15 protein-coding genes are annotated in these 21,998 nt (G+C 66.3%); 13 read left to right on the top strand and 2 right to left on the bottom strand.

Annotation, left to right across the window (positions count from 1 at the left end; translation table 11 throughout):
* Positions 1-35 precede the first annotated feature (35 nt).
* On the top strand, positions 36-1,205 hold the full coding sequence (locus D0901_RS13480; RefSeq protein WP_129140824.1) for a toxic anion resistance protein: 1,170 nt from the start codon (positions 36-38) through the stop codon (positions 1,203-1,205).
* A gap of 286 nt (positions 1,206-1,491) precedes the next feature.
* Complete coding sequence (locus D0901_RS13475; RefSeq protein ID WP_129140823.1) at positions 1,492-2,763, top strand: malic enzyme-like NAD(P)-binding protein; 1,272 nt, start codon at positions 1,492-1,494, stop codon at positions 2,761-2,763.
* A 75-nt stretch (positions 2,764-2,838) separates the two neighbouring features.
* On the opposite strand, the gene D0901_RS13470 is transcribed toward D0901_RS13475, so the two are convergent.
* Complete coding sequence (locus D0901_RS13470; RefSeq protein WP_129140822.1) at positions 2,839-3,618, bottom strand: DUF481 domain-containing protein; 780 nt, start codon at positions 3,616-3,618, stop codon at positions 2,839-2,841.
* Between the two features lie 109 nt (positions 3,619-3,727).
* Positions 3,728-6,256, bottom strand: a complete 2,529-nt coding sequence (locus tag D0901_RS13465; protein WP_129140821.1) for a penicillin-binding protein 1A — start codon at positions 6,254-6,256, stop codon at positions 3,728-3,730.
* Positions 6,257-6,495: 239 nt separating this feature from the next.
* Between D0901_RS13465 and pilM the strand changes: the two genes are divergently transcribed.
* The 11 genes from pilM (at position 6,496) to D0901_RS13410 (ending at position 21,984) form a co-directional block, all read left to right on the top strand.
* On the top strand, positions 6,496-7,569 hold the full coding sequence (gene pilM, locus D0901_RS13460; protein ID WP_129140820.1) for a type IV pilus assembly protein PilM: 1,074 nt from the start codon (positions 6,496-6,498) through the stop codon (positions 7,567-7,569).
* Positions 7,566-8,153 (top strand): PilN domain-containing protein, encoded by a 588-nt coding sequence (locus tag D0901_RS13455; RefSeq protein WP_129140819.1) that lies wholly within the window; start codon positions 7,566-7,568, stop codon positions 8,151-8,153. Before pilM ends, D0901_RS13455 begins: the two co-directional genes overlap by 4 nt.
* Positions 8,150-8,773 carry a type IV pilus inner membrane component PilO gene (locus D0901_RS13450; RefSeq protein WP_129140818.1) on the top strand — a complete coding sequence of 208 codons (624 nt, stop codon included), beginning with the start codon at positions 8,150-8,152 and terminating at the stop codon, positions 8,771-8,773. Before D0901_RS13455 ends, D0901_RS13450 begins: the two co-directional genes overlap by 4 nt.
* A complete protein-coding gene (locus D0901_RS13445; protein ID WP_129140817.1) occupies positions 8,770-9,327 on the top strand; it encodes a pilus assembly protein PilP in 558 nt (185 codons plus the stop codon). The genes D0901_RS13450 and D0901_RS13445 overlap by 4 nt, the downstream gene beginning before the upstream one ends.
* Positions 9,328-9,464: 137 nt before the next feature.
* Complete coding sequence (locus D0901_RS13440) at positions 9,465-11,531, top strand: type IV pilus secretin PilQ (protein WP_129140816.1); 2,067 nt, start codon at positions 9,465-9,467, stop codon at positions 11,529-11,531.
* Positions 11,531-12,073, top strand: a complete 543-nt coding sequence (aroK, locus tag D0901_RS13435) for a shikimate kinase AroK (protein WP_129140815.1) — start codon at positions 11,531-11,533, stop codon at positions 12,071-12,073. Before D0901_RS13440 ends, aroK begins: the two co-directional genes overlap by 1 nt.
* A gap of 4 nt (positions 12,074-12,077) precedes the next feature.
* Positions 12,078-13,187, top strand: a complete 1,110-nt coding sequence (gene aroB, locus D0901_RS13430) for a 3-dehydroquinate synthase (RefSeq protein WP_129140814.1) — start codon at positions 12,078-12,080, stop codon at positions 13,185-13,187.
* Positions 13,188-13,596: 409 nt separating this feature from the next.
* A complete protein-coding gene (gene gltB / locus D0901_RS13425) occupies positions 13,597-18,048 on the top strand; it encodes a glutamate synthase large subunit (protein WP_129140813.1) in 4,452 nt (1,483 codons plus the stop codon).
* 17 nt (positions 18,049-18,065) lie between these two features.
* On the top strand, positions 18,066-19,484 hold the full coding sequence (locus D0901_RS13420; protein WP_129140812.1) for an FAD-dependent oxidoreductase: 1,419 nt from the start codon (positions 18,066-18,068) through the stop codon (positions 19,482-19,484).
* 144 nt (positions 19,485-19,628) lie between these two features.
* On the top strand, positions 19,629-20,192 hold the full coding sequence (locus D0901_RS13415; protein WP_129140811.1) for a cupin domain-containing protein: 564 nt from the start codon (positions 19,629-19,631) through the stop codon (positions 20,190-20,192).
* Positions 20,193-20,328: 136 nt separating this feature from the next.
* A complete protein-coding gene (locus tag D0901_RS13410; RefSeq protein ID WP_129140810.1) occupies positions 20,329-21,984 on the top strand; it encodes a CTP synthase in 1,656 nt (551 codons plus the stop codon).
* The last annotated feature ends 14 nt before the right edge of the window (positions 21,985-21,998 follow it).

Here is a 21,998-nt window from a genome sequence, read left to right as displayed (position 1 = left end):
GCGCCCTCTTGGATCCGCATGGGAAGGAGCCGCCGATGACCGAAGACCGCCATTCTTCCGAGCGCCCGCTGGCGCTACCGCCGGTGGAAGAGATCGCCGAACGGCTCGATTCCGCGCACGACGGCGACGCCGCGAGCGACGACGATCTGGCCGCGCAGGCCGATGCCTTCGTCGAGGCGCTGTTCGCCGGCCGGAACGGCGCGGCAGACCCGCGTCAGACGGTCGACGAGATGGGCCTCGACCTGCAGCGTGAATCGGCGCGCCAGAGCGAGATGCTCAAGACGCCGTTGCGCCGGCTCGCCCACCAGGGCGACGAGGGCGGGCCGGTGGCCAAGTCGCTGATGCAGCTGCGCGAGCGCATGAGCGCGCTCGATCCGCAGCACCAGTCGCTGGAAAACGGCGGGCTGGATCGCATCCTGGCACGACTGCCGGGCGTGGGCAGCCGGCTGCAGCGTTACTTCCAGAAGTTCGAGAACGCCCAGCAGGCGCTCGATGCGATCATTCACGACCTGGAGTCCGGTCGCGACATGTTGCGTCGCGACAACCTGACCCTGGCCGACGATCAGGCCTCGCTGCGCGACACCCTCGATCGGCTGGCGCGGCAGGTCGCGCTGGGACGGCTGATCGACGAACGGCTGGAACGGCGGATCGTCGGGCTCCCCGAGGCGGATGCCCAGCGCGCCTTCATCGAGGAGGAGCTGCTCTTTCCGCTGCGTCAGCGGATCGTCGATCTCCAGCAGCAGCAGGCGGTGAGCCAGCAGGGCGTGCTGGCGCTCGAGGTAGTGATCCGCAACAACCGCGAGCTGATGCGCGGGGTCGACCGGGCGATCAACGTCACCGTCGCCGCGCTCAACGTGGCGGTCACCGTGGCCATGGCGCTGGCCAACCAGCGTCTGGTGCTGGACCGGGTCGAGGCGCTCAACAGCTCGACCTCGGCGATGATCAAGGGCACCGCCAAGGCACTGCGTAGCCAGGGCGTGGAGATCCAGAATCGCGCCGCCGAGGCGACGCTGGATCGCGAGACCCTGGAGGAAGCGTTCAGCGAGGTGATGGCCGCGCTCGACGATGTCGCCCGTTATCGTCGCGAGGCGCTGCCCCGGCTCGACGAGCAGATCGACCGTCTGGATGCCCTGGCGAGCCGTGGCGGCGAGGCCATCGAGCGTCTCGAGCGCGGCAATCGCGACCAGCCCGGTGAGAGCCTGTGATAGCGGGTGAAAAGCATCGATGAGGCTCCCGATCGGGGGCCGTTTTTTTGGCAGGACAAGGGGCGTTTCTTGTGCATTGCAGCGCGAAACGGTCGTCAAAAATCCGCTCACGATAAGCTTTGTATTATGCAAGAAGGCGCAGCCATAATGCCTTTCGAATAACTGGAAACGTTTTCAAACTGCCGGATAAAATCCTTTTTTGACAAAGACTTGGCGCAAGTTGTGAGGCCGGATTTTTTTCTATATTCTTGCCGGAACATCCCTCACGATCGACCGGATACCGAGCATGAGCGACGCCAAGAAACAAGCGGCACTGGATTATCATTCCCAACCCATTCCCGGCAAGCTGTCCATCGAGATCACCAAGCCGACCGAGTCGGCCAAGCATCTCGCGCTGGCCTACAGTCCGGGTGTGGCGGAGCCGTGCCGCGAGATCGCCAGGGACCCCGAGAATGCCTATCTCTACACCGGCAAGGGCAACCTGGTGGCGGTGATCTCCGATGGCAGCGCGATCCTCGGCCTGGGCAATCTGGGGCCGCTGGCCAGCAAGCCGGTCATGGAAGGCAAGGGCGTGCTGTTCAAGCGTTTCGCCGGCATCAATTCGGTGGACATCGAGGTCAATGCCGAGAGCCCGCAGGCGTTCATCGACACCGTGGCGCGCATCGCCGATACCTGGGGCGGCATCAACCTCGAGGACATCAAGGCGCCGGAGTGCTTCGAGATCGAGCGCGCGCTGGTCGAGCAGTGCAACATTCCGGTCTTTCACGACGACCAGCACGGCACCGCGATCGTCACCGCAGCGGGCATGCTCAACGCGCTGGCCATCGCCGGCAAGCCGATCGAGGAGGCGCGCATCGTCTGTCTGGGCGCGGGTTCGGCGGCGATCGCCTGCATGAAGCTGCTGGTGTCCTGCGGGGCGCGGGCCGAGAACATCTTCATGCTCGACCGCAAGGGGGTGATTCACAGCGGGCGCGACGATCTCAACCAGTACAAGGCGATGTTCGCCACCGAGACGCCGCTGCGGACCCTCGACGAGGCGATCGAGGGGGCCGATGTCTTCGTGGGGCTGTCCGGCCCCAATCTGCTCTCGCCGGAGCAACTGAGCCGGATGGCCGAGAGCCCGGTGGTCTTCGCCTGCTCCAATCCCGACCCGGAGATTCATCCTGACGTCGCCCGCGAGACCCGTGACGACGTGATCATGGCCACCGGGCGTTCCGACTTCCCCAACCAGGTCAACAATGTGCTGGGCTTCCCGTTCATCTTCCGCGGAGCGCTGGACGTGCGTGCGACCTGCATCAACGAGGCCATGAAGGTCGCCGCGGTCCATGCCATCAAGGACCTGGCCCGCGAACCGGTGCCGCAGGTGGTGCTCGACGCCTATGAGGTCGAGTCGTTGACGTTCGGGCGCGGTTACATCATCCCCACGCCGCTGGATCCCCGGTTGCTCGGCGAGGTCTCCTCGGCGGTGGCCCAGGCGGCGATCGATTCCGGCGTGGCGCGGCGCTCCTATCCGTCCCACTATCCGCTCACCAGCGTCGACGAGGTCTACGGCGGCTGAGCCGTTGCTGTCTTTGCGTCATGCACCCAGCCGGCCGCGTGCCGGCTGGGTGCGTTTCGGGGGCCGCTCGGCGGACTACCAGCGATAGAGCAGCGAGGCGGCGGTGGTCAGGTCGGTGTCGGACTCGGTGCCTTCCGGGGGGTTGGAGTTGTTCTTGATCTCGTGGGACAGGCGCAGCGCCAGGTGGGCATTGAGTTGGGCGGTGATCGCCGAGAACGAGCGGGTGGTGACGTTGGTGTCGGTGCCTTCGACGGAGAGCTCCTGTTCGAAACTCGATCCCTCGTTGAACTGCCACTGGTAGTCGAGCGCGCCGTAGCCCACCGCCAGATCGTCGTCGCTGCCGCTTTCCAGCTCGTCGTGACGGTAGCCGGGGCCGGCCTCGAGCGACAGGGTATGCGTCGGCCCCGCGAGGAGCTGGCGGCCGTAACCGATGATGGTGGTGAACTGGTAGTCGTAGCCGCTGAAGCGGTCCTTTTCCCAGCGCGTGAAACCGAACAGGTAGTGCGGCCCCTCGAGCTCGTAGCGCTCGCGCCCGGCGACCAGGTACTGCTCGGCACTGGCCGAGTCGTCCTCCTTGACCTGGCGGGTCTCGCCGCGCAGCGTGTGGGTCCACTTGTCGTCGGTGATCCAGGTCAGTCTTCCCTTGGCGATCAAGGTTTCGCTGTCGGTGTTGCCGGCCAGATGGGTGTATCCCAGTTCCGCCTGGCCACTGAACTCGGGGGCATCGTCACCGGGCTGGGGCGGCGCATAGAACAGCGAGTCCTGCGCCGGCGACGGCGGACTCAGCGTCAGTCCCAGCAGCGCCAGGGCGGCGCATCGGCGCGAGGCCGTACGAGGCCATGTCAGCCGCGACATGTCGGGCTCCTGTGAATGTCTGATGGCGAACGACGTCGGGCGATGCCGGGGTACGGACGGCCCCGGCGCCGGACGTCACGGACGAGCCGGGTCGGGCCCGGCTCACCCTTCAAAAGATCGCTTCGTAAGTCCCCGTGCCCTGCGAGCCGCTGCTGTTCTCCAGCTGCTGGTCGATGCGCCGCGGTTCGTAGTCGGGCAGATGGTCCTTGCGGAATATTTCCTGGATACCGCCGGGCTGGTCGTCGTGCAGGCGTCGGCCGGTATCCGGGTCGATACGCGCGGTGACGATGTCGTCCGGACGCTCCGGCAAGGTTTCCGGCGTGCCCTCGAGCGCCGGACGCATGAACATCTTCCAGATCGGCAGGGCAGCCTGGGCGCCATACTCGCCGGTACTCGAGTTGTCGTCCTTGCCGACCCAGACGGTCGTCACCAGGTGCATGTTGAAGCCCGAGAACCAGGCGTCGCGCTGATCGTTGGTGGTGCCGGTCTTGCCGACGATGTCGCTGCGGTTGAGGTCGAGGGCGCCGCGACCGGTGCCTCGTTCGATCACGTCGCGCATGATGTCGCGCAGGATGTAGAGCGCATCGGCGTCGACCACTCGCGGGGCGACCGGGTAGGTCTTGCCGTCGATCTGCGTCTCGCTGACGCCCTCGGCGCAATCGCGGCAGGCGACCTGCGGGGTGTTCTCGAGGATCGGCTGCTCCTGATCGTTCTTGTCGACGCGCTGGATGTACCAGGGCGAGACCTTGAAACCGCCGTTGGCGAGAATCGCATAGGCGTTGGCGACCTCGAGCGGGGTCAGCGAGGCACTGCCCAGGGCCAGTGACAGGCCCTGGGGCAGTCGACTCTTGTCGAAGCCGAAGTTCTCCAGGAAGGTCAGGGCGTTTTCCAGGCCCAGCGACTGCAGGATGCGGATGGTCACCAGGTTGCGCGACTGATACAGCCCCACGCGCAGCCGGGTCGGGCCCTTGAACTCGCCTTCGGCGTTCTCCGGGCGCCAGTCACCGCCGACGTCGGCCATGACCACCGGGGCGTCGTTGACCACGGTGGCGGCCGTCATGTCGCCCTTCTCGAGGGCGGCGAGATAGACGAAGGGCTTGAAGTTCGAGCCCACCTGGCGCTGTGCCTGCACGGCGCGGTTGAACTTGCTGGCGGCGAAGCTGAAACCGCCCTGCAGGGCACGAATGGCGCCGGTCTGCGGGTCGAGCACGACGATCGCCGCCTCGGCGCCGGGCTGCTGCGCCAGTCGCCAGCCGTTGTCGTCGCCGTCCTTCATGATCCGCACCAGAGAGCCGCGCTGGGCGATCGCCTGGGCGTTCTTGGGCACCTCGCCGCGCCACTGGGGACTGTGGTATTCGCGGGCCCATTTCAGGCCGTCCCAGTCGAGGGTCACGACCTTGGCATCCTTGGTCAGCACGCGCATCCGGCGCCCTTCGCTGTCGATGACGATGGCCGGCTGCAGGGGGCCAAGCACCGGCGTGCGCTGCAGGACCTTGAGCCAGTTGCTGACGTCGCCGTCGACGCCCTCGACCTCGGCCTGGCTGCTCTGGGCCGCCTGGCGGGCGGTCTCGATGACCTCGGGGGACTCGGACAGCTCCTCCTCGAGACCTTCCTTCTGGGTCTGGTCCTGGGCCTCGACCAGGCTCGGCGGAATTTCCGTCTGTTCGGCACCGCGCCAGCCGTGGCGACGGTCGTATTCGAGCAGGCCCTGGATCAACGCCTGACGGGCGTCGCCCTGCAATTGGCTGTCGAGGGTGGTGGTGATCCGGTAGCCGCCGGTGTAGGCGTCGTCGCCGAAGCGATTGACGGCGAACTGACGGGCCATCTCTGCCACGTAGGGCGCCTCGACCTCGGCCTGGGTGGTGTGCTGGTGGGCGCTCAGCGGCTCCTTGACGGCCTTCTGGTAGGCGGCCTGGTCGATGAAGCCCAGCTCGCGCATGCGATAGAGGATCCAGTTGCGCCGGATCAGTGAGCGCTCCGGGTTGGCCAGCGGGTTGAGCGCCGAGGGGGCCTTGGGCAGCCCGGCGATCATCGCCTTCTCGGCCAGGGTCAGTTCGTCCAGTGACTTGTCGTAGTAGGTCTCGGCGGCCGCGGCGATGCCGTAGGCGCGGTTGCCCAGATAGATCTTGTTGACGTAGAGCTCGAAGATCTGGTCCTTGGAGAGGATCTGCTCCATCTGCAGCGACAGCAGGATCTCGCGGATCTTGCGGGTGAAGGTGCGGTCCAGCGTCAGCAGGTAGTTGCGTGCGACCTGCATGGTGATGGTGCTGCCACCGGACTGGATGTTGCCGCCGTGGGCGACCAGCTCGATCGCGGCGCGAGCGAGGCCCTTGGGATCGACCCCGGGGTGCTCGAAGAAATGCGCATCCTCGGCGGCCAGGAAGGCCTGCACCATGTCATGGGGAATCGCATCGTAGTCGACCGGGGTACGGCGCTCCTCGCCGAACTCGCCGATCAGCTTGTCGTCGCGGGTGACGATGCGCAGCGGGGTCTGCAGCTCATAGCCCTGCAGCTGATGAACGTCGGGCAGGCCCGGGGCGAAGTACAGGGCGGCGCCGATCACGGCCAGCAGGGTGGCCGCGCCCAGGGACAGGATGAACCACAAGGCCGAGGTCAACAGGCGTCTGAGAAGCTTCATGAAAGGGTGATATCCATGGTGAACGGGTGGCGGTCGGGCCGCGAAGAGCGAGGCAATCCATTGAAGAGCGCATTATAAGAACCCGGCCGGGCTTGAACCAGCGTTGAAGCCCGCAACCGGCAGAGTGTGTATAAAGCCGAAGACATCAGGTAGTCTCACCCGCATGGGCGATGGGCCTGATGCGTTGGCATGACAATCATAACAATTGCCGCCTCGTCGCCGTCTCTTTACGCAGGGGTATGCCATTGTTGGGTCTGGGCCAGTCCGCCAAGGGACTGATCGGTATCGACATCACCTCGGCCACGGTCAAGTTGATCGAATTGAAGCCGACGGGGGCGCATTTTCGCGTCGACAGCTATGCGGTGCGGCCGTTGCGCGAAGGCGCGGTCGTCGAGCGTCGCGTCCGCCAGATGGGCGACGTCGTCGAGGCCATCAAGCGCGCCGTCGACCACGCTCAGCCGCATTCCCGGCGGGTCGCTGTGGCGGTGCCCGCCAGCGCTGCGATCACCAAGACCCTGACCCTGCCCGCCTCGCTGAGCGACGACGAGATCGAGGCACGCATCCAACTCGATTCCGACAAGCATATCCCGTTTCCGTTCAACGAGGTCGCCTTCGATTTTCAGCGCCTGGGGTTGAATGCCCGCTTCGGCGATCAGCAGGACGTGCTGCTGGTCGCCTGTCGACAGCAGGACGTCAGCCAGTTGACCCAGGCGGTCATGCAGGCAGGGCTCGAGCCGGCGGCGGTGGACGTCGAAACCTTCGCCATGGAGCGTGCCTTCGGCGAACTGCGCCATCAATTGCCCTCGCTGGCCGATGACCCCGACAAGAGCGTGGCGCTGGTCGACATCGGTGCCAACATGAACGCCTTTCACGTGCTGCGCGGCGGGCGCATCGTCTACAGCCGCGATACCGTGTTCGGCGGTCGTCAGCTGACCGAGGAGATCCGCAATCGCTACGGGCTGAGCTTCGAGGAGGCCGGCCTGGCCAAGAAACGCGGCGGCCTGCCGGAGGAGTACCAGGCCGACGTGCTGACCCCGTTCATCGACACCCTGATCCAGCAGATCGGGCGCTCGCTGCAGCTGTATTACACGGCGGGGCGCAACCCTCAGGTCAGCCGGCTGATCCTCGCCGGTGGCTCGAGCGTGATCCCCGGGCTGCGCGAAAGACTGGCCGAGGACAGCGGTCTGGCCATCGAGATCGCCAACCCCTTCGTGCGCATGGCAATCAGTTCACGTATCGACATCCACACCCTGGCCGGCGATGCGCCGGCGATGCTCACGGCCTGCGGCCTGGCGATGAGGGGGCGAGGATGACCATCGAGATCAACCTGCTGCCCTGGCGCGAGGCGCGCCGTGAACGGCGCCACCGGCGATTCAAGCAGGTCGTCGTGCTGGCGGCGCTGCTCGGCGTCGGCAGCGCCTGGGGGGTGGCCAGCTTCTACCAGCAGCGTCTCGATACCCAGCAGCAGCGCAACCGCTACGTGCAGACCCAGACCCAGCAGCTCGACCGCGACATCGCCACGCTGCGCGACTTCCGCACCACCCGCGAGCAGATGCTGACCCAGATCCAGTTGATCCGCGAGCTGCAGTTCAGCCGTCCGCAGACGGTTCGTGTGTTCAACCAGCTGACCCGCAGTCTCCAGGACGGGGTCTACTACACCAAGCTCTCCCGCGAGGGAGACGTGCTGCGCCTGACCGGCAAGGCCGAGGCTAATCGTCAGGTCTCCGACCAGATGCGTGCCCTGGCCGCGATGCCGGTGTTCGGCGTGCCGACGCTCTCGGCCGTGGAGGCCGGTGACGACGGCCAGCGGCGCTTCGATCTCACCGTGCGCGAAGTGAACACCAGCCCGCCGCCGGACGTCGGCGAAGGGGCGAAGGACAAGGGGGCGACGCCATGAATCTCAAGGCGGAATGGCGGCGCCTGCGCGACATCGACTGGCGCGAGCTGGATCTGCGCGAGGCCGGCAACTGGCCGCTGTCGCTGCAGGTCATCAGCCATCTGGTGGTGGGCGTGGCGCTGTTCTGGCTGGTCTATCACTTTGCCGCCGCGCCCAAGCTGGAACGTCTGGCCCAGGCCCGCGCCGAGGAGAAGACGCTGCTCGAGCAGTATCAGAGCAAGGCCTATCAGACCGCCAACCTGCCGGCGATGCGGCGCCAGATGGATACCCTCGAGTCGCGCATGGCCACGCTGCTCGAGATGCTGCCGACCGGTGCCGAAGTGCCGTCGCTGCTCGACAACATCAGCGACACCGCACTGGCCAATCAACTGACCATCGATTTCATCCGTCTCAAGGACCCGGTGGTCAAGGCGTACTATATCGAGCAGCCCTTCGACATCCAGGTGGAGGGTGACTACCACCGGATCGCCGCCTTCCTGTCGGGGGTCGCCGGGCTGCCGCGTATCGTCACCCTGCATGACTTCACCCTGACGCCGGTGGACGATCAGGACACGCTCAAGCTGTCGATGCTCGCCAAGACCTACAATCACCGTGCGGATGCCCCGCAGGAGGCGCCATGACCCGGCGTCTCCTCGTGGGTCTGGCGGTCGTGGCGGCCTTGCTCGCCGGTTGTGGTGATCCGCACCTGGAGGCGCTCGACCAGCGGCTGGCGTCGCTGCGCGAGCGGCCCAGTGGCGAGCTGCCGAATCTCCCCGAGACCCCCGACTACCAGCCGGTGACCTATGACCAGGCCGGCTCGCGCAGCCCGTTCATGCCCGAACGACCGCAGGCGCAGACCCAGGCGGACGAGGGCGACGATCTGGCGCCGGACCTGTCGCGCCCCCGCGAGGCGCTGGAACGCTACCCCCTGGATGCCCTGAATCTGGTCGGCACGCTGACCATCGATGGACGCCATTCGGCACTGATCCGCGACCCCCGGGGCGAGGTGCACGCCGTCCGGGTCGGCGCTCATGCGGGTACCGACTTCGGCAGGATCGTGCAGATCACCAACGATGCGGTGACGCTCGTGGAGATCGTCTCCAACGGTCAGGGCGGCTGGGTGGAGCGCCGGCGTTCGCTGTCGCTGAGCGCGGGTGACAAGGACGGGGCTGGCAACACGGCCGGCGGGCAATAGGCGCGGTTTGCGGGCGCTAAACGGGCCTTTGACGCCGTGACGACGGCGTATCGTCGAGGCAGCGGAGCGTGCGGTCTGCCGCCGGCGCAGCTGCCCGAAGACAAGACCCGAAGACAAGAGAACGACAGGGGAAGCACATGAGGGCAATCATTCGCACGCTGCTGGCGGTGTCGCTGCTGGCGCTGGCCGCGCCGGCCCTGGCGATGTCGACGCTGACCGGCCTCGACTTCGAGCAACGCAGCGATGGCCAGCTCGAGGTGTCGCTGCACTTCTCGGGCGGCCTGCCCGAGGTGCGCGGCTACCGGATCGATGCCCCGCCACGCCTGGCGATCGACCTGATGAACACCGCCAGCAGTCTCGACAAGCGGCGCTTCGAACTGGGCGTGGCCGGTATCGATCACATCGTCGCGCTCGATGCCGGCACGCGGACCCGGCTGGTCTTCAACCTCGACCGTGCCTTGCCTTATGCCACCCGCGAGCAGGGCGACACCCTGGTGCTGAGCCTGGGCGACGGGGTCTCGAAGGCGAGTGCCGGTCCACGTCAGGCGTCGGCATCCGCCGAGGCGACCTCGCCGGCGCCTACCGGCGGGCCGACCATCGACGACATCGACTTTCGCCGGGGCGAGGATGGTGCCGGCCGCCTGGTGGTGACCTTCGACCGCGAGGGCGTTGCCGCCCGGGTCAGCGAGCGGGGCGGTAGGATCGTCGCTGAACTCGATGATGTCGGCCTGCCCGCCGAATGGAACCAGACCCTCGATGTCAGCGATTTCGGCACGCCGATGCAGCGCGTCGTGCCTCAGCCCTCTCGCCAGGGGGCGCGTCTGGCGATCACCACCCGCGGTGAGTACGCCATGCTCTCGACCCAGAGCGGTCGGCAACTGGTGATCGAGGCCAAGCCGGTGAGCCAGGCCGAGCAGCGTGTGCAGCAGAAGGAACGGTTCCCCTACACCGGCAAGCGCATCACGCTCAATTTCCAGGACATCCAGGTCCGCGAGGTGTTGTCGATCATCGGTGAATACACCGGCCTCAACGTGGTCGCCAGCGACAGCGTGCAGGGCAGCGTGACCCTCAACCTGCAGGACGTGCCCTGGGACCAGGCGCTGGACCTGGTGCTCAAGAGCCATGGCCTGGCCAGTCGGCGTTCGGGCAACGTACTGATCGTCGCCCCGGCCGACGAGCTGGCGGCGATGGAGCGTCAGGAGCTCCAGGCCAAGCAGCAGCAGCAGGAACTGGCGCCGCTGACCACCCAGTACATCCAGGTGCGCTACGCCAAGGCCTCGCAGCTCGCCACGCTGCTGCGTGGTGGCGACGGCCTGGGGCTGCTCTCCGAGCGGGGGCGGGTCAGCGTCGACGAACGCACCAACACCCTGATCCTCCAGGAGACGGCGGAGCAGATCGAACAGATCCGCCAGGCCATCGATCAACTCGACATTCCGGTCCGCCAGGTGCAGATCGAGGCGCGTATCGTCATCGCCCGCGACACCGCGGCCCGCGAGCTGGGCGTCAACTGGGGGCTGTCCTCGCCCGAGGGCAGTCGCTTCAATCTCAGCGGTGCCGCCGACGGCGATCCCACGACGGTGCCCACCACCAGCAACGACCCGGCGTCCTACGGCGGCGGCCTGGCGGTCGACCTGGGCAACGACACCAATCCCAGTACCGCCTTCAGCTTCGGTTACCTGTCCGGCGACATCCTGCTCGATCTGGAGCTGCGCGCGCTGGAGAGCGAAGGCAAGAGCCAGACCATTTCCCAGCCCAAGGTGATCACCGCCAACCAGCAGGCGGCGGTGATCAAGCAGGGCCAGGAGATCCCCTATCAGGAGTCGACCTCGAGCGGGGCGACCAACGTCGAGTTCAAGGAGGCGGTGCTGTCGCTGGAGGTGACGCCGCAGATCACCCCCGATGACCGCATCATCATGGATCTCAACATCAACAACGACGACGTCTCCAACACCCGCTACGACGGCGCGCCGGCGATCGATACCAACCAGATCAGGACCCAGGTGCTGGTCAACAACGGCGAGACGGTGGTGCTGGGCGGGATTCTCACCACCGAACAGCTGCGCAATCTCTACAAGACCCCCTTCCTCGGCGACCTGCCGGTTCTCGGGCACCTTTTTCGCTATACCGAACAGAGCAATGAAAAGGTAGAATTGCTGATCTTCATCACTCCGAAGATCATCGAGGACAATCTGGCGATTCGCTGATGCAGGGTTTTCCCAATCTCTATCTGGTCGGCCCGATGGGGGCCGGCAAAAGCACCATCGGCCGCCTCCTGGCGGCCGAGTTGCAGCGCGACTTCTTCGACAGCGACCATGAAATTCAGGCTCGCTGCGGCGCAGACATTCCCTGGATCTTCGACATCGAGGGCGAGGCGGGCTTTCGCGAGCGCGAAGTGCAGATGATCGACGAACTGACCGGCCTGTCGGAGATCGTGCTGGCCACCGGCGGCGGTGCGGTGATGAACGAGACCAACCGCCGCGCCCTGCGCGAGCGTGGCACGGTGATCTACCTGTACACCACGGTCGACCAGCAGTTGAAGCGCACCGCCAAGGATCGCAACCGGCCGTTGCTGCGCAACAAGGACCCGCGTGCGGTGCTCACCGGGCTGTTCGAGTTACGTGACCCGCTCTATCGCGCCACCGCCGACCTGGTCGTCAAGACCGATCGGCGTGGCCCGCGCTCGGTGGTCAATGAAGTCCTGCGGCGCATCGAGCGCCTCGTCGATCCTCTGCAAACCAAGGTGTGAACCCATGAGCGCTGATGATGCCGTCCAGCCCCGGACCCTGACCGTCGATCTCGGCGAGCGCAGCTACCCGATCCACATCGGTCCCGGGCTGCTCGGCGCGTCGCGCTGGCTGCGCCCCTACCTGGCGGGCCGGCAGGTGATGATCGTCACCAACGAGACGGTGGCGCCACATTATCTGGCGGCCCTGAAGCGCGGTCTCGACGACGACCTGACGGTGCGCGAGGTGATCCTGCCCGACGGCGAGGCGACCAAGACCCTGGCCAGCGTGGAGCGCATCTGGGATGCGCTGCTCGCGGAAGGCTTCAATCGGCGCTGCACGCTCATCGCCCTGGGGGGCGGCGTGATCGGTGACATGACCGGTTACGCCGCGGCCTGCTACCAGCGTGGCGTGGCCTTCGTCCAGGTGCCGACCACGCTGCTCGCCCAGGTCGACTCCTCGGTGGGCGGCAAGACCGGGGTCAATCATCCGCGCGGCAAGAACATGATCGGTGCCTTCTGGCAGCCGCGGGCGGTGCTGATCGATACCGCGACCCTGGCGAGCCTGCCCGGGCGCGAGCTGTCGGCGGGGCTCGCCGAGGTGATCAAGTACGGGCTGATCCGCGATCGTGACTTCCTCGCCTGGCTGGAGGCGCACATGGCGGCGCTGCGCGGGCTCGACGACACGGCGCTGAGCGAGGCGATCCGCCGCAGTTGCGAGATCAAGGCCGAGGTGGTCGCCGAGGACGAGACCGAGCAGGGGGTGCGTGCCCACCTCAACCTGGGCCACACCTTCGGTCATGCCATCGAGGCGCATCAGGGCTACGGGGCCTGGCTGCACGGCGAGGCGGTGGGGACCGGCATGGCCATGGCCACGGCGCTGTCTCAGCGGCTCGGCTGGCTCGATGCGCAGGCCGTCTCGCGTGTCGAAGCCCTGCTGCGTGCCGCCGGGCTGCCGGTGGCCGCACCGGCCGGCATGGATGCCGAGGCCTTCATCGCACGCATGCGCCTCGACAAGAAGAATCTCGACGAGCGCATTCGTCTGGTCCTGCTGCGTTCGCTGGGCGAGGCCTGCCTGCATGACGAGCTGCCCGCGGCCGAACTCGAGGCCTTCATCGCAGCCTTTCCCCGCCACTGATCGATCCGCCGGTCACACCGCGAAAGCCCGCTCACCGAGCGGGTTTTTTGTGCTTCGAAACGCGATGTCGCTACCAGGATTCGCATGGCTCATGCAGGATTGGCATGGGCGTGGTGTCGACAATGACGCTCCGCGACAAGCCAGGGGCGCTTTCCGGAAGGGCTAGTCTAAGCCTTTGAGCAGCTTGGTTTTTTACCGAGAGGTGGCGCTAAGGGTGCGTTTTTCGGGGAGTTTTTTCGGGCGTTGAAAGGGCATGAGAATTGCGCTGGCGGGCAAGACTGGCTATTCTGGACGGCCTTTTCACGTCAGAGAGCGGCCAAAATGGCGCCGCTAAAATAATAAGCAACCGACCAATATACCGCGCTTTCTGTCTGGACACAAGTACCCTGGATTTCTGTGAGGCACGCCCATGATGAGAGGTCTCCACCAGCCTGGCGAGTTCCGCGATAACTGTGGCTTCGGCCTGATCGCCCACATGCAAGGTCAGGCCAGCCACGATCTGCTGAAAACCGCCATCGAGTCGCTGACCTGCATGACCCACCGTGGCGGCATCGCCGCCGACGGCAAGACCGGCGACGGCTGCGGCCTGCTGTTCAAGATGCCGGTCGATTTCATGCGCGTCCTGGCACGCGATTCGCTGGGTGTCGAACTCGGCGCGCGCTTCGCCGTGGGTTGTGTCTTCCTGCCCGACGACGATGCCCGCGAGGCGCGTGCCCGCGAGATTCTGGAAGGTGAGCTCGCGGCCCGTCACGTCAAGGTGCGTGGCTGGCGCGACGTGCCGGTCAACCCCGAGGTCTGCGGCCCGATGGCGCTCGACTGCCTGCCGCGGATCCGCCAGATCTTCGTCGAGCCCAGCGACGATCGGCTCGACCAGGCGTTCAACGTCGATCTGTTCATGGCCCGGCGGCTGGCCGAGGAGAAGCTGCGCGACGAGGAGGACTTCTACGTCTGCTCGCTGTCGTCCAGGGTGGTCTCCTACAAAGGCCTGATGATGCCCGTCGACCTGCCGACCTTCTATCATGACCTCGGCGACGAGCGCCTGGAGACGTCGATCTGCGTCTTCCACCAGCGCTTCTCCACCAATACCGCACCGCGCTGGCCGCTGGCCCAGCCGTTTCGCTTCCTCGCCCACAACGGCGAGATCAATACCATCGAGGCCAACCGCGGCTGGGCCAACTCGCGCAAGGAAAACTTCGTCAGCGAGCTGCTGCCCGACATCACCGAACTCGACGAGATCGTCAACACCGTGGGCTCCGACTCCTCGAGCATGGACAACATGCTCGAGGTGCTGATGACCGGCGGCATGGACCTCTACAACGCCATCCGCATGATGGTGCCGCCGGCTTGGCAGAACGTCGAGACCATGGACGGCGAACTGCGCGCCTTCTACGAATACAACTCCATGCACATGGAACCCTGGGACGGCCCGGCCGGCCTGGTGATGACAGATGGCCGCCACGCGGTGTGCATGCTCGATCGCAACGGCCTGCGTCCGGCGCGCTGGGTGATAACCGACAACGGTTACATCACGCTGTCTTCCGAGATCGGCGTGCACGACTACGCCCCCGAAGACGTGGTCGCCAAGGGCCGCGTGGGCCCGGGCCAGATTCTCGGGGTCGATACCGAGACCGGCGAGGTGCTGCATACCAGCGACGTCGACGACCGTCTGAAGTCGGCCTACCCCTACAAGCGCTGGCTCAAGGACCATGCCCATTACCTGGAGTCCGCGCTCACCGAGCTGGCGCGTTTCCAGCCCTTCGATCACGATGCCCTGAACGTCTACCAGAAGATGTTCCAGGTCACCTTCGAGGAGCGCGATCAGCTGCTGCGGCCGCTCGCCGAGGGCGGCCAGGAAGCGGTCGGGTCGATGGGCGACGATACGCCGATGGCGGTGCTGTCGCGCCAGAATCGGCTGCTCACCGACTTCTTCCGCCAGAAGTTCGCCCAGGTCACCAATCCGCCGATCGACCCGCTGCGCGAGGCGATCGTGATGTCGCTGGAGACCTGCATCGGTGCCGAGCTCAATGTCTTCGAGGCGACCCCGGAGCACGCCCACCGGATCATCCTGACCACGCCGGTCCTCTCGCCGCGCAAGTTCACCGCGCTGCTCACCCAGGAGGATCCGGCGTTCCGCTGCCATACGCTGCGGCTGGCCTACGATCCCGAGCAGTCGACGCTCAAGCAGGCGCTTTTGACGCTGTGCGAGCAGGCCGAGCAGGCCGCCCGCGATGGCGCGGTGATGCTGGTACTCTCCGACGCCGAGCTGGAGAAGGGCAAGCTGCCGATCCAGGCGGTGCTCGCGGTGGGGGCGATCCACCATCATCTGGGCCGTCTGGCGCTGCGCCCCCGCGTCAACCTGGTGGTCGAGACCGGCTATGCCCGCGACGCCCATCAGATGGCGGTGCTGTTCGGGGTCGGCGCGACCGCGGTCTACCCCTACCTGGCCTATCAGGTGATGGCCGACATGCACCGCAGCGGGGAACTCACCGGCAATCCGGCGGATACCCGCGAGAACTACCGCAAGGGCTTGCAGAAGGGGCTCTACAAGATCCTCTCCAAGATGGGGATCTCGACGCTGGCCTCGTATCGCGGCTCGCAGCTGTTCGAGGCGGTGGGGCTCTCCTCGGAGATCATGGATCTGTGCTTCCCGGGCATGATGTCGCGTGTCCAGGGCACCGGTTTCGCCGAGCTGCAGCTCCAGCAGGAACTGCTGGCCCGCGATGCCTGGATTCCGCGCAAGGGCATCCGCCAGGGCGGGCTGGTCAAGTACGTGCACAATCACGAGTACCACGCCTACAACCCGGACATCGTCAAGGCGCTGCAGGAGGCGGTCCAGCAGGGCGACTATGCCAAGTGGAAGAAATTCGCCCAACTGGTCAACGAGCGCCCGGTGGCGACCATCCGCGACCTGCTCGCGCTCAAGGCGGCCCCCGAGCCCCTGCCGCTCGACGACGTCGAGCCGGTCGAGGAACTGCTGCCGCGTTTCGACAGCGCCGGCATGAGTCTCGGCGCGCTGTCGCCGGAGGCCCACGAGGCGCTGGCCCAGGCCATGAACGAGACCGGCGGGCGCTCCAACTCCGGCGAGGGCGGCGAGGATCCCGCGCGTTACGGCACCATCCGCTCGTCGAAGATCAAGCAGATCGCCTCCGGGCGCTTCGGCGTGACCCCGGCCTATCTGGTCAATGCCGAGGTGCTGCAGATCAAGGTCGCCCAGGGCGCCAAGCCCGGCGAGGGCGGCCAGCTGCCGGGCGGCAAGGTCAACGAGATGATCGGGCGGCTGCGCTACGCGGTGCCCGGGGTGACGCTGATCTCGCCGCCGCCGCATCACGATATCTACTCGATCGAGGATCTGGCGCAACTGATCTTCGACCTCAAGCAGGTCAACCCGGATGCCCAGGTGTCGGTCAAGCTGGTCTCCGAGCCGGGCATCGGCACCATCGCCACCGGCGTGGCCAAGGCCTATGCCGACCTGATCACCGTCTCCGGCTATGACGGCGGCACCGCGGCCAGCCCGCTGACCTCGATCAAGCACGCCGGCTCGCCCTGGGAGCTGGGGCTGCCCGAGGTCCACCAGGCGCTGCGCATCAACGGCCTGCGCGACAAGATCCGGCTGCAGACCGACGGCGGGCTCAAGACCGGTCTCGACGTGGTCAAGGCGGCGATCCTGGGGGCCGAGAGCTTCGGTTTCGGCACCGCGCCGATGGTCGCGCTGGGCTGCAAGTACCTGCGCATCTGCCATCTCAACAACTGCGCGACCGGCGTCGCCACCCAGCACCAGTACCTGCGCGACGAACACTTCCGCGGGACCGTCGACATGGTCAAGCACTACTTCCGCTTCATCGCCGAGGAAGTGCGTGAGCTGATGGCCATGCTGGGCGTGGCCAGGCTCACCGACCTGATCGGGCGTACCGATCTGCTCGAGATCCTCGAGGGCGAGACCGCCGCGCAGCGCAAGCTCGATCTGACGCCGCTGCTGACCAACGACTTCGTGCCGGCCGAGGCGCCGCAGTTCTGTCAGGTCAGCCGCAACGTGCCCCACGACCCCGGTGCCAAGAACCAGGAGGTGCTGGAGACGCTGCTTCCGGCGATCGAGGCCAGGAGCGGCGGCGAGTTCGAGTTCCGCATCACCAACTGCGACCGCAGCGTCGGTGCCCGCGCCTCCGGCGAGATCGCCAAGCGCTATGGCGAGGCCGGCCTGGAGGATGCACCGATCGTCGCCCGCTTCACCGGCGTGGCGGGGCAGAGCTTCGGGGTGTGGAACGCCCGCGGCCTGCATCTCTATCTGGAAGGCGATGCCAACGACTACGTCGGCAAGGGCATGAACGGCGGCAAGGTGGTGATCGTCCCGCCCCGGGCCAGCCGCTTCAAGTCCCACGAGACGGCGATCATCGGTAATACCTGCCTGTACGGTGCCACTGGCGGCAAGCTGTTCGCCGCCGGGACCGCCGGCGAGCGCTTCGCGGTGCGCAACTCCGGCGTGCATGCCGTCGTCGAGGGCGCCGGCGATCATTGCTGCGAGTACATGACCGGCGGCCTGGTCGCCGTGCTCGGCAAGACCGGCGTCAACTTCGGCGCAGGGATGACCGGCGGTTTCGCCTACGTGATCGACGAGGACCGTACCTTCGTCGACCGCTACAACCATGAACTGGTGGAGATCCACCGTATCAACACCGAGGCCATGGAGGCCTACCGGCGCCACCTGCGCGAGGTGATCGAGGAATACGTCGCCGAGACCGGCTCCGCACGCGGCCGCGAGATTCTCGAGGACTTTTCCGAGTTCATCCGTCATTTCTGGCTGGTCAAGCCCAAGGCGGCAAGCCTCAACGGCCTGCTCGCCGAATCCCGCCGGCGGCCCGAGTAAGCAGAGGAGAGACGACCATGGCAAACCGTCTGAACAACGACTTCCAGTTCATCGATGTCGGCCGTCAGGATCCGCAGAAGAAGGATGCGCGCAAGCGGGCCAGGCAATTCGCCGAGATCTACGAGCCCTACAAGCCCGGCGAGGCGGCCAGCCAGGCGCATCGCTGCCTGCACTGCGGCAACCCGTACTGCGAGTGGAAGTGCCCGGTCCACAACTACATCCCCAACTGGCTGAAGCTGGTCAGCGAGGGCAGCATCCTCGAGGCCGCCGAGCTCTCGCACCAGACCAATACCCTGCCCGAGGTGTGCGGCCGGGTGTGCCCCCAGGACCGTCTGTGCGAGGGTGACTGTACCCTCAACGACGGCTTCGGTGCGGTGACTATCGGTTCGGTGGAGAAATACATCACCGACACCGCCTTCGCCATGGGCTGGCGCCCCGACATGTCCAAGGTGACCTGGACCAACAAGCGCGTCGCGGTGATTGGTGCCGGCCCGGCCGGCCTGGGCTGCGCCGACATCCTGGTGCGCAACGGCGTCAAGCCGGTGGTCTACGATCGCTACCCGGAGATCGGCGGCCTGCTGACCTTTGGCATTCCCGAGTTCAAGCTCGAGAAGCACGTCATGGAGCGCCGCCGCGCGGTGTTCGAGGAGATGGGCGTCGAGTTCCGTCTCGGCACCGAGATCGGCAAGGACGTCGCCATTGACGACCTGCTCGAGCAGTATGACGCTGTGTTCATGGGCATGGGCACCTACAAGTATATGCAGGGCGGCTTCCCCGGCGAGGACCTGCCCGGGGTCTACAAGGCGCTCGACTACCTGGTGGCCAACGTCAACCACTGTCTGGGCTTCGAGAAGGACCCCGCCGACTATGTGTCGATGGAGGGCCAGCGTGTGGTGGTGCTGGGCGGCGGCGATACCGCCATGGACTGCAACCGCACGGCGATTCGCCAGGGTGCGACCGGGGTGACCTGCGCCTACCGCCGCGACGAGGAGAATATGCCCGGCTCCAAGCGCGAGGTGGCTAATGCCCGCGAGGAGGGCGTGGAATTCCTGTTCAACCGCCAGCCGGTGGCGGTGATCGGTGAGGAACGCGTCGAGGGCGTCAAGCTGGTGCGCACGCGCCTCGGCGAACCCGACGAGAACGGCCGCCAGCGTCCCGAGGTGGTGCCCGGCTCCGAGGAGGTGCTGGCGGCGGACGCGGTGATCATCGCCTTCGGCTTCCAGCCCAGCGACATCGCCTGGTTCGACGAGCAGGGGATCAAGGTCGACGAGCGTGGCCGGGTGACCGCGCCCGAGCATGGCCCGTTCGCCTTCCAGACCAGCAACGAGAAGGTCTTCGCCGGCGGTGATATGGTGCGCGGTTCCGACCTGGTGGTCACCGCAATCCACGAAGGTCGCCAGGCCGCCGAGGGGATCCTCGACTACCTCGGCGTGTGATCCTTCGGCACGCTTCGTGTGGTATCTGACGCCCCGTTTCGACGGGGCGTCGGCGGTTGGTGACGCTTCACGTCGCAACCGATTTGGGCTTTGTCGTCGAGCCGGCTAAACTGGCGCGAACGACGACGACAGGATGTCATAGCCATGGACGACGGGATGGAAATCCTGGGGCTGGGCGCGGCGGGGAGTGTCGCGCCTGAACGCTTCCACTTCCAGGACGACGGCAAGATTCCCAATAGCCGCTTGGCGACGCTAGCTTTTCGTGCCCGCTTCGGCGCTCAGCCTCAGGAGCTCAACCGCGAGCGACTGGCCGCTGCCTTCGGCGAGCGCTTTACCGCCTACGGCTGGCGTCCCAGCTGGCGCGGCGGGGTGTTCGACTATCACCATTATCATTCCACCGCGCACGAGGCCTTCGGTGTGCTCTCCGGCTGGGGACGACTGCGCCTGGGCGGCGAGGCGGGGCGCGACGTCGAACTGTATCGCGGCGACGTACTGGTGTTGCCCGCCGGCACGGGTCACTGCCACCTGGCCTCCAGCGAGGACTTCCTGCTGCTGGCCGCCTATCCCGAAGACCAGCCGACGCTCGATCTGATCGGCGCCGATCCGGCTCGGCATGACGAGGCGCTGGCGCGTATCGCCGAGGTGTCTCAGCCTGCGCACGACCCGCTGGGTGGCGAGATGGCGCGTTGGTGGTCCGAGCCGGTATGAGGCGGAGTGCTGGCGTTGGCCACAGGCCGTGACGACGACGGGGCAAATTGAGCGGCGGGGACGGATCTGCTATTCTGGCGTCCCATCCGGGCCCGTTCCCTCCAGGCCAATCTGATCACGTTTCAACAGGTTCTCCATGACACGATATATCTTCGTGACCGGCGGCGTTGTGTCCTCTCTCGGCAAGGGCATCGCGTCGGCCTCGCTGGCGGCGATTCTCGAGGCGCGCGGCCTCAAGGTCACCATCCTCAAGCTGGATCCGTACATCAATGTCGATCCGGGCACCATGAGTCCGTTCCAGCACGGCGAGGTATTCGTCACCGAAGACGGCGCGGAGACCGATCTCGACCTGGGTCACTACGAGCGCTTCATCCGCACCAAGATGACCCAGGGCAACAACTTCACCACCGGGCGCGTCTATGAACACGTACTGCGCAAGGAACGCCGCGGTGACTACCTGGGCGGCACGGTACAGGTGATTCCTCACATCACCGACGAGATCAAGCGCCGGGTGATCGAGGGGGGCAAGAATTACGACGTGGCGCTGGTGGAGATCGGCGGCACGGTGGGCGACATCGAGTCGCTGCCGTTCCTCGAGTCGATCCGCCAGCTGCGCAGCGAAGTGGGGGCCAACCGCGCGCTGTTCATGCACCTCACGCTGGTGCCCTACATCAAGACCGCCGGCGAGACCAAGACCAAGCCGACCCAGCACAGCGTCAAGGAGCTGCGCTCGATCGGCATCCAGCCCGACATTCTGATCTGCCGCAGCGAGGTCGAGCTCGAGGAGGCCGAGCGGCGCAAGATCGCGCTGTTCACCAACGTCGAGGAGCGCGCCGTCGTGCCGCTGCAGGATGCCGACACCATCTATCGTATCCCGCTGATGCTTCACGAGCACGGTCTCGACGAGATCGTCTGCGACAAGCTGCGCCTCGAGGCCGAGCCCGCCGATCTCGGCGAGTGGGTTCACGTCCTCGATGCCAAGCTCAACCCGCTCAAGTCGGTCAACATCGCCATGGTCGGCAAGTACATGGAGCTGCTCGATGCCTACAAGTCGCTCAACGAGGCGCTGATCCACGCCGGCATCCAGACCCGGGTCAAGGTCAACATCGACTACGTCGACTCCGAGGACATCGAGCGCCACGGCACCGAGCGCCTCGCCGGCAAGGACGCGATCCTGGTGCCCGGCGGTTTCGGCGAGCGCGGCGTCGAGGGCAAGATCGCCACCGCCCGCTATGCCCGCGAGAACGGCATTCCGTATCTCGGCATCTGCTTAGGGATGCAGGTCGCGGTGATCGAGTTCGCGCGCAGCCAGGCCGGCTGGGACGACGCCAACTCCACCGAGTTCACCCGCGACACCCGGCATCCGGTGGTCGGCCTGATCACCGAATGGATCAACGCCGAGGGCAAGATCGAGCTGCGCGACGAGGCCTCGGATCTCGGCGGCACCATGCGCCTGGGCGGCCAGGTCTGTCATCTCAAGCCGGGCACCCGGGCCCGCGAGGTCTACGGCATGGAGGCGATCACCGAACGCCACCGCCACCGCTTCGAGGTCAACAACCAGTTCGTCGAGCAGCTCGAGGAGGCCGGTCTGGTGGTCTCCGGCAAGAGCGTCGACAATTCCCTGGTGGAGATGATCGAGTTGTCCGACCACCCCTGGTTCGTGGCCTGTCAGTTCCATCCGGAGTTCACCTCCACGCCGCGCGACGGCCACCCGCTGTTCACCGGTTTCGTCAACGCCGCGCTGGAGCAGAAGGCGGCGCGTGCCCGTGCCCACGCGAGCGTGCAGAGCTGAACGCCACAGGAGGG

Source organism: Modicisalibacter coralii (assembly GCF_004117855.1).
In the GTDB taxonomy this organism is placed as follows: domain Bacteria; phylum Pseudomonadota; class Gammaproteobacteria; order Pseudomonadales; family Halomonadaceae; genus Modicisalibacter; species Modicisalibacter coralii.
Note: the sequence above shows the minus strand (reverse complement) of the source record. Positions and strands in the feature narration are given on the sequence as shown.